Here is a 9,084-nt window from a genome sequence, read left to right on the forward strand (position 1 = left end):
GGTCTGACCAATTCTTTTTTAAGAACTCTCCGAAAGCCTCTTGACAAAAGACTTACAGCCTTAACTTGTCACCAATGATACGGGTCTGGCTTTCTTCAAATAAAGCTAGCGTCGGTTCGTCTTCAATATATTGAGCTTGAAGTTGCAGCAAGCTGGAAATTACCTGCATATTATTTTTGACTCTGTGGTGAATTTCTTTGAGCAATACTTCTTTCTCGCGGAGTGCTGCTTGGATGCGGGCATCGGTAAATTTGCGATCGCTGATATCTTCGCAAATACCGGCGATGCGGTAAAGTTTGCCCGATTCGTCGTAAATGGGAAAAGCTCGATCGCACACCCAGCGAATTGTGCCGTCTGGCAGAAAAATCCGATATTCGGTATTGGTGGACTCGCCCTGCAACACTTGCCCCATTGCCTCTTCCAACAGGTGTTTATCTTCTGGATGCACCCACTTCATCATTTTTAAGGGATCAGCATACAATTCTTCGCGACTGCGCCCCCAGATTTGTTCGTAAGCGGGACTCAGATACAATAAATCTGTGAATTCCGCTGACATTAGCCAAACGGAATCTTGGATATTTTCTGCTAGCTGGCGGAAGCGTTCTTCACTTTCGCGGATGGTTTTTTCTGCCTGTTTTCGTGCGGTAATATCTACTGCAATGCCCACGATGCGGTAAACTTTACCAGATTGATTTCTAATCGGAAAAGCCCGATCGCGAATCCAGCGGGTTTTGCCGTCCGGCCTGACAATTCGATATTCTATCTCGTCTTCAGACTCAATTTGCCTAGTTAAATTAGCAATCACCCGCGCGCGATCTTCTGGATGGATGGAATCTGCAAAAAAGCGCCTGTTAGCATACAAATCAGCGCAGCTTCTGCCCCAAATCTTTTCGTAAGCCGGACTGATATAAATAATTTCTTGGGGTTGAACGTTTACCATCCAAAACACGCTTTCAATGTTTTCTGCTAGCTCTCGGAACCTTTCTTCGCTTTCTTTCAGTGCTGCTTCGGTTTTTTGGCGATCGCTAATATCTTCTGTCACCACTACATTGTAAATGGCCCCGCTCAGCGGTTCTTTGATTAGCGATACTGTAATATTTACCCAAACTACAGTGCCGTCTTTGTGCAGCAAGCGTTTTTCCATTTTAAAACTGTCAATTTCCCCGGCAAATAATTTCTTGTTTTGTCCTAAATCTGCATCTATATCTTCTGGGTAAGTAACGTCCATCCAAGTTCGCGACAGCAGTTCAGTCGCAGTATATCCGACTAAGCTGTTGCGCGTTTAAATTGCATATTCGGGACGGGCTAGAAGCCCATCCCACAATAATTTGAGTGATTTTTGACACACAATTTAAATGGAGAACAGCTTATCTCGCAGAATTTTTGATTGACTCGCAAATAGCGGCCTGTTGCGTCAGGGTGGGTAATACCGACTGCCGCTTGTTCGACGGTTGCCCGAAAGCGTTCTTCGCTATCTCTGAGGGTTGCTTCTGCTTTTTTGCGATCGCTAATATCGCGCTGTACGCCAAAATACCCGATGATTCTGCCGTGGGAATCGTAAATGCAAATATAGTCGCCTTCTATCCAAACTGGAACTCCGTCAAACGTGCGATTCTCATTTTCGATGTGAATTCTGCCAGCATCAAAAAATTGCCTTATTATCTCTCTGCCACCAGTCAAGTCGTGAGACAAGAAAGAGTAAAGCGTCCGGCCAATAAACTCTTCCCTAGTACCTCCGTATTGAGCTATCAAAGCATCATTTGCCTTCGTTACCCGCCCGTTAGCAAATATGTAATCCAAAACTTTTTCTTTGTCAACTGTATCGTCCCAGTGGACGGGTTCGTCCAGCATCATAAAGAAAAAACCATCTAAAGATTGAGAGAAAAACAATTCTAGCTGTTCCTGGCTTTTCCGCAGAGCTTTTTCGGCGCGCCAGCGAGAGAGAACTTCTTCCTGCAATTGATCGTTGGCTGTTTTCAAGTCCTCAGTGCGCTTTTGATATTTAATTTGTAGCTGATTTTTGATTTCTTCCAGCGCTATTTCTGCCTGTTTTTTTTCGGTAATATCTTGAGTAACGACCATTCCTGCAAAAATTTCTTCCCGGTCGTTTTTGACGGGAACAATTGTTGTTGAATAAATGCGATCGCCGTATTTATATTCAAAAGTATTCTCTTTTCCTGCCAAAGCAGCGCGATATGTAGTCTCAAAAAGTTGCCAATCTTCAGGTGGGGATACTTCCCACAATGTTTTGCCTTCCAACTGTTCTTTGGACAAACCAACTACTGCCAAACCTTGGCCGTCAACCAGAGTATAGCGCAAATCGCGATCGAACAAAAACACCGACCCATTCGGATAATGTTTGATGAGAGTTCGGTACATTTCCTGGCTTTTTTCCAGAGATGTGATTAACCGAATACGATCGTCCTCGGTGATATCAAATTCTGTTGCCGAACCCGAAAAGCCAGCATTCTCGACTGCTTTGAGTTGTGCTTCTAATTTCTGGCACAATTCTCTCTGCTGCTGCAAATCCTCTTCAAGTTGCCGAATTTTTGCTTTTTGCTCTGCTACTAATGCTTCGCAGGTTTCCAGAGGTCGATCGATCTTGGTAGGATCAATACACATAATGGCTCTTTGTTTGGCAGTGGCGGACTTGAGCTTTTTCAAGTTAATACTAACAAAGCTCAAGCCTTCAGTGCCAACTTACAGCAGATTCAATTTATATGCGGTACACACAATCAAGTTGTAACTAAGGTGCGTCGCCACCCGTCAAGGAGCAAATTCCATTGAACCATAGAACAGATCCGCACCCTACATAAATCGTTTCCGGTTGCATCGGTATTGTTCAAACAGTCAACAGTCAACAGTCAACAGTCAACAATTATTTAGGAACTCCCGCCGTCAAGACTTCATGACTTTCCAATGTTACCAAAACATCATCTTCAATTCTCACACCAATACCGCGCCATTTTTCAGGAACCTCCGGCTGTCCTTCAACCGGTTTAATATAAGGAGAAATATAAATCCCCGGTTCCACCGTCAGCACTTGTCCTGCCTGCAAAACTTGCGGATTTTCGCCGTACTGATAAACGCCGACATCGTGCACATCCAATCCCAGCCAATGACCAGTGCGGTGCATATAAAATGGCTTGTATTTCTCTTCTTTAATTATCTCTTCAATGTCCCCCACCAAAAGTTTTAAATCCATTAAACCTTCCACCAAAACGCGCACAGCAGTTTCGTGAATTTTGCTGTAAGGATTTCCCGGAGATACTTGACTAATTGCCTGCAATTGTGCTTGCAAAACTAAGTCATAAATTATCTGTTGTTCAGTTGTAAATTTGCCGCTAACAGGAAAGGTGCGAGTAATATCGGCGTTGTAGTAACCGCAAGCACAACCAGCATCTATTAGCAACAAATCGTTTTCCTGCATTTGGCGGTTGTTTTCGATGTAGTGGAGGACGCAGGAATTGTAACCTGATGCAACAATTGAAGGGTAAGCCGGAGTGCACCCATTTAAGCCAAAAGTATGTTCTATTTCAGCTTGAATTTCATATTCGTATCTGCCCGGCTTAGCGAATTCTTGGGCGCGGTTGTGCGCTGCAACTGAGATATTAGCCGCTTTTCGCATTAATGCTAATTCTGTTTCGCTTTTCACCAGCCGCATCGGGTGTAAAATGATATTGGAATCTTCGATTGCTGTCGGGCCTGTGCCGCGTTTTGGGTAGGTTGCCATCAAGCGCTGCCAGTGATTGAGGACTGTTTGGTCGAAAGTACGATCGCGCCCGAAGTGATAGTATATGCGATCGGCTTTTTCTAAATATTTCGGCAGTTTTTCGGCAAGTTCATTAATCGGGAAAGCTTCATCCGCACCGTAAAGTTCTTTAGCGCCTTCTACTCCGGCACGATAACCGTGCCAAGTTTCTTTTTCCAAGTCTTTTGGCTGCACAAACAAAACAAATTTGTGTTCCTCGTGGTGTGGCGCGAGCACTGCTACCGCCGCAGCTTCGTTGAAACCGGTTAAGTAGAAAAAATCGCTATCTTGTCGGTATGCGTATTCTACATCGTTGTGCATGACGGCTGCGGGCGCGCTGCGAAATATCGCCGTCCCGCTGCCAATTTTGGCCATTAACTGTTCGCGTCTTTGCCGGTATTCGGTGGGGTTTGTCATCCGATTTTAGATTTTAGATTTTAGATTTTAGATTTTAGCCTAAGTCGCGATCGACATTTTAAGTTATTCGATTGGGGATTTTGGATTGCAGCCTAAGTCTCGATCGGCATTTTATGCTTATTCGATCGCCAATTGACAAGTATAGTCAACCAGCCCAGACAAAGATGAGTTGCGATCGACTAAAGTCCATCTCGGATCGAAATTCGACCAAATTTCGCCATCTTCGCTAACTCTGACAGTTCTCAACTGTCGCTGCTGGCAGTCAACTTCCATTTGCGCCAACAATTTTTCGTTACTAAACTGTCTAGTTCCTAAAATAGTTCTGACTGGATAAGAGGGAGCACCGGGAATATCGGATTTACTTAATTCAACGCTGCTGGAGTCGATGCAAATATCTACAAAACATCTTAATTTTTCGGCGCGGGCGCTCAAATTTATGCCAAAAATTAATGTTGAAATTACTATCAAACAAATCGATGAACTCTTAATCATATAGCAGGAGGAAGAAGTTTCTTTTGACTCGGCGGTTGAAACCGCTGCTACACAGACAAAACCCGCCTGCGCGGGTTGAATTTCTTCAGTCCGCGCAGGCGGACTTTGTTTGTGTAGCAGCGAATTCTATTCGCCCTCAATATTCACTCTTCTTTTTAAAGCTGAGGAACGTATTGTTCTTTTTCAGGAACAAAAGTGTATTCAGAGACAATTAGGCGCAACTCTTCGCCGTCGATGGTTTCTTTTTCAATCAACAAATCGACTAAGCGATCGATCACGGTGCGATTTTCGCGAATAATTCGGCGGGCGTCGTCGTAGCAGTGATCGACAATCGATCGAACTTGTCCGTCAATCCGAGAGGCTATTTCTTCGGAATATTCCGATCGCGCTGTGTAGTCGCGGCCAAGGAAAATTTCGCTTTGCTGGGCTTCCAGGGCGATCGGGCCCAAGGTAGACATCCCATAGCGAGTCACCATTTGCCGCGCCATGCCGCTTACTTGCTGCAAATCGTTGCCGGCACCGGTGGTTACTTCGGCATCGCCGAAAACTACTTCTTCGGCTGCGCGGCCACCCAAAGCACCGCTAATGCGGGCTAAAATTTGCGATCGAGAAATCAAACCTTGGTCTTCGCTGGGCATGAACCAAGTCAAGCCGCGGGCCTGTCCGCGAGGAACTAAGGTAACTTTTTGAACTGGATCGTGGGCTTGAATGATTGTACCGACGATCGCGTGGCCGATTTCGTGGTAAGCAATCAAGCGCTTGCTCTTGCTGTCCACCAAGGGAGTGCCTTCCATACCTGCTACCACGCGATCGACTGCATCGTCAACTTCGAGCATCGTAATCGCTTCTTTGCGGCGGCGGGCGGTTAAAATCGCAGCTTCGTTGAGCAAGTTAGCCAAATCAGCGCCGGTAAAACCAGGAGTACGGCGGGCGATGGCGTCCAAAGAAATTTCCGCAGACAGCTTCTTGTTGCGCGCGTGAACTTCCAAAATTTCCAAGCGGCCTTTGATATCCGGCGTATCTACGCTAACTTGGCGGTCAAAACGTCCCGGACGCAGCAGCGCTGAGTCGAGCACGTCGGGGCGGTTCGTGGCAGCAATGATGATAATGCCAGTATTGCCCTCAAAACCGTCCATTTCGGTCAGCAACTGGTTCAGGGTTTGTTCGCGTTCGTCGTTACCGCCGCCGATACCGGCGCCGCGCTGGCGACCCACTGCATCGATTTCATCAATAAAGATGATGCAAGGAGCATTTTCTTTAGCTTTCTTGAACAAGTCCCGAACGCGGGAAGCGCCGACACCGACGAACATTTCCACAAATTCCGAACCGGAGATGCTGAAGAAAGGCACGCCGGCTTCGCCTGCGATCGCTTTTGCCAGCAAGGTTTTACCGGTTCCGGGAGGGCCCACTAGCAGCACGCCTTTGGGAATCTTTGCCCCGACTGCGGTGAAGCGTTCGGGTTTTTTGAGGAATGTCACTACTTCTTGTAGTTCTTCTTTGGCTTCCTCAACGCCTGCTACGTCGTCGAACAGTACGCCTGTTTTAGCTTCCATTTGAAAGCGAGCTTTGGATTTGCCAAAGTTCATGGCTTGGCCAGGGCCCCCTGGCACGTTGCCACCGCGGCGGAAGAGGAAAAACAGGCCTCCTACTAACAAGAGGGGAAATACTAGATTGCCTAAAAGTCCCCAGACAGCGCCGTCGTTGCGTAGTGGGTGAGTGTCGAAGCTGATTTTGGAGTCTCTGAGCCTAGAAACCAGTTCCGGGGCATTTGAGGGCAAGTCTACCCGCCACCGCTGCTCGTGATTGTCCAGTTCGGGATCGACTGCTAGGACAATAGCCGTCCGACCTCCGTCGTAAAGGTCAACGCTGGTCACTCGACCGGCGTTTAAGTAATCTAAGAATCGACCGTAGCTTAGGCGGGTGCTGGCGGTGTTCTTGCTCATTTCTGCCGGAGATGGGGCAAAGGCCCCCTGCCACAAGAAAAAGCCGATGACTAAGGCGGGTAAAGTCCAAAGTAGTATAGTTCGCCAAGAAATTTTCATAAATGCGGATGCCTTGAATTGGGGACAGATCGGGTAAGATCGCGGTGTCGGAGAAGTGCGACAAAAGTTTACACTCAGAATCTTAACTAAATTTAACTTAACAATGCACTCTCAGGCAACAGGCCGTATTGCCGCGATCGATCGAGAATACTCCTCGACCGAAACCATCCAGGGTACAAGCCCCCGGACCGCGGCCCCTGTTGTCGCCTCTAAAATCTAAAATCTAAAATCTAAAATCTAAAATCTAAAATCTATTAAGGGCGATCGTCCCGAATATAATGTTTGGTGCTGATTTCGATACCGATCTAGGTAGAGTTAGAAGAATCGCCGCAAAACCCACTGTCTTTAAGCGTGGCAGTGTCAAGGGATAAGGCATGATAATGGTGAGGCTCAGTGAGGTAACACATTTCAATGACAACTAGACAGCTTGTTCCTAATTCGGCTATGCTGACCCAGCAGACTAAAGTCGCTTCTAACAACAAATCGATTATTAGTGCTGATTTGGGTCGGACGGCAACTAAAGCTTGCGTGAGTCGCAACCCTAGTAGCGTTGTTTTCATCCCTGCCAACGTGGCTACTATGCCCGTGGAAAAGGTGCGGGGTGGCAGCTTTGAGTCCAAAGCAACAGACCCTCTGTTGGATATGTGGCTGGAGTACCAGGGCAAGGGCTACGCGATCGGTCAATTGGCGGCAGATTTTGGCGCTAATCTCGGTGGCGCTGACCAGTCGAAAGTAGTAGATGCTTTGGTTAAGGTCTTTTCCTGTGCTGGATATTTCCAGATGAAGGGCGAAATAGCAGTTGTGCTTGGTTTGCCGTTTTATTCGCAGGATCAGTTTGAGAAGGAAAAGGAAGAGATTATCAGCCAACTGCGCTCTCCCCACGTTGTGGTGTACCGGGGCGAGCGTGTGGATATTAACATCAGTCACGTTTGGGTGATGCCCGAAGGGTTCGGCAGCCTGATTTGGTGCGAGGCTCAAGATAACAAGGAGTTTACGCCGGAGTTGCCCGAACTGTCGGTGGCTGTTGTTGATATCGGACACCAAACTACGGATTTGTTAATGGTCGATCGTTTCCGGTTCGCCCGGGCGGCTTCTAAGAGCGATTCCTTCGCAATGAACAAGTTCTACGAACAAGTTGCCTCAAAGATTCCGGGAGCAGACCCTCAATCTCTGTCTTTACTGGAAGCAGTGAATAAACCCGAGGGCCAGCGTTTTTACCGTCCCAGAGGAGCGACTAAGCCGACTAATTTGGATCCGATTATTAAGGACTTGCGGGAGGCTTTCGCTAACGAACTGTCCGAACGTTTGGTGCAGTGGCTGCCCGAACGTGTGACGGATGTGGTTCTGACTGGCGGTGGCGGCGAGTTTTTCTGGGAGGTTTTGCAACCTTTGCTTAAAGACGCCAATCTTAAGGCTCACTTGGCTCAGCCTTCCCGGAAAGCTAATGCTTTGGGACAGTTTATTTATGCTGAGGCTCAGCTAGCCACGATAAAGTAACGCATTAAGGCTTGAACCCTATGGCACTGTGGGCAAAAAATAAGGCGAATTTCTCGGTGGCGTTTACGGAAGATGCTGCGGATCAAACTTTGCTGGCCGCTATTGAAAAAGAGTTGGCTTTCACGAAGTATCAGACTTTCAGCAATCTCTGCAAGCAAGCTTTGTGGCAGTTTTTGTCTGTATCTGAGTCTGCGAGCTCTACACAGAGCTTTCAGCGGTTGGAACAGCGTATTGCTGAACTTGTGGTAAAATTTGCTGAGTTTGAGCACAATGTTTCGGCAGAGGAATTAAGCCGTTTGGAGGGACTGGAACATCACCTGAATCAACTCAGCGCGCAGTTGGATCAATTGCAGGGGAGTGTTAACAGTAAGTTTGCTCAAGTTTCTTTTGCCCCAGTTTCAAAAGTAGTAGAGCCTGGCCCCATTGAATCTGAATCTGTGGCGGATGATAATGTAGTGTCTGATGCTGAAGTTGCTCCTCCTCGGGATTCCGATCCTTTGTTGGAGCGTTTAAGTTCTTTGTTACCCCAAGATTTCTAAAATGAGGTAGATTAACAGTAAGACTTTTTCTGACATTTGCTAACAATCACTTACATTTGCCAGAGATATTTATATCATATAAGCTGTTGCGGCATTTAAGTTGTCTGTCAAAAAAAATTAAAGTCTTGTGGGGAGTAGGGGTTGGGCGGGACGCCCGCCCTGAATATACAATTTAAATGCGCGACAGCTTAGAATGAATTTAGCCACTCTGATTTAGGTGAAAAACCTTGGTAGTACGCAACCGCTATATAAATAAGTTGCCTCTACACTATCAAAGCAAATAATCAGATTGGCGTGGGGCTGTAAGCGATAACCAAGCTGAAGGCAAGAATATAAGTGCTTGTAG

General features: G+C 46.9%; 7 protein-coding genes. 2 read left to right on the forward strand and 5 right to left on the reverse strand.

The genetic code is table 11. The features are described from left to right. Positions 1 to 52 precede the first annotated feature (52 nt). The 5 genes from QUA00_RS35305 to ftsH2 all read right to left on the reverse strand — a co-directional run bounded on the left by QUA00_RS35305 (position 53) and on the right by ftsH2 (position 6,702). Entirely contained in the window at positions 53 to 1,228 is a 1,176-nt protein-coding gene (locus tag QUA00_RS35305; protein WP_333413184.1) for a PAS domain S-box protein, read from the reverse strand. A 77-nt stretch (positions 1,229 to 1,305) separates the two neighbouring features. Further along, positions 1,306 to 2,622, reverse strand: coding sequence for a PAS domain S-box protein (locus QUA00_RS35310; protein ID WP_333413186.1), 1,317 nt, complete (start codon positions 2,620 to 2,622; stop codon positions 1,306 to 1,308). Positions 2,623 to 2,878: 256 nt separating this feature from the next. Then, positions 2,879 to 4,168 (reverse strand): aminopeptidase P N-terminal domain-containing protein, encoded by a 1,290-nt coding sequence (locus QUA00_RS35315; RefSeq protein ID WP_333413188.1) that lies wholly within the window; start codon positions 4,166 to 4,168, stop codon positions 2,879 to 2,881. Between the two features lie 117 nt (positions 4,169 to 4,285). Then, positions 4,286 to 4,660: a hypothetical protein gene (locus tag QUA00_RS35320; RefSeq protein ID WP_333413190.1), complete on the reverse strand. Its 375-nt coding sequence runs from the start codon at positions 4,658 to 4,660 to the stop codon at positions 4,286 to 4,288. Between the two features lie 155 nt (positions 4,661 to 4,815). Then, positions 4,816 to 6,702 carry an ATP-dependent zinc metalloprotease FtsH2 gene (gene ftsH2, locus QUA00_RS35325; RefSeq protein ID WP_006633417.1) on the reverse strand — a complete coding sequence of 629 codons (1,887 nt, stop codon included), beginning with the start codon at positions 6,700 to 6,702 and terminating at the stop codon, positions 4,816 to 4,818. A gap of 411 nt (positions 6,703 to 7,113) precedes the next feature. Between ftsH2 and QUA00_RS35330 the strand changes: the two genes are divergently transcribed. After that, positions 7,114 to 8,199 carry a ParM/StbA family protein gene (locus tag QUA00_RS35330; protein ID WP_333142223.1) on the forward strand — a complete coding sequence of 362 codons (1,086 nt, stop codon included), beginning with the start codon at positions 7,114 to 7,116 and terminating at the stop codon, positions 8,197 to 8,199. A 20-nt stretch (positions 8,200 to 8,219) separates the two neighbouring features. Next, positions 8,220 to 8,738, forward strand: coding sequence for a hypothetical protein (locus tag QUA00_RS35335; RefSeq protein WP_333102109.1), 519 nt, complete (start codon positions 8,220 to 8,222; stop codon positions 8,736 to 8,738). The last annotated feature ends 346 nt before the right edge of the window (positions 8,739 to 9,084 follow it).

Origin of the sequence: Microcoleus sp. T2B6 (assembly GCF_036700475.1) — a bacterium.
GTDB lineage: Bacteria > Cyanobacteriota > Cyanobacteriia > Cyanobacteriales > Microcoleaceae > Microcoleus.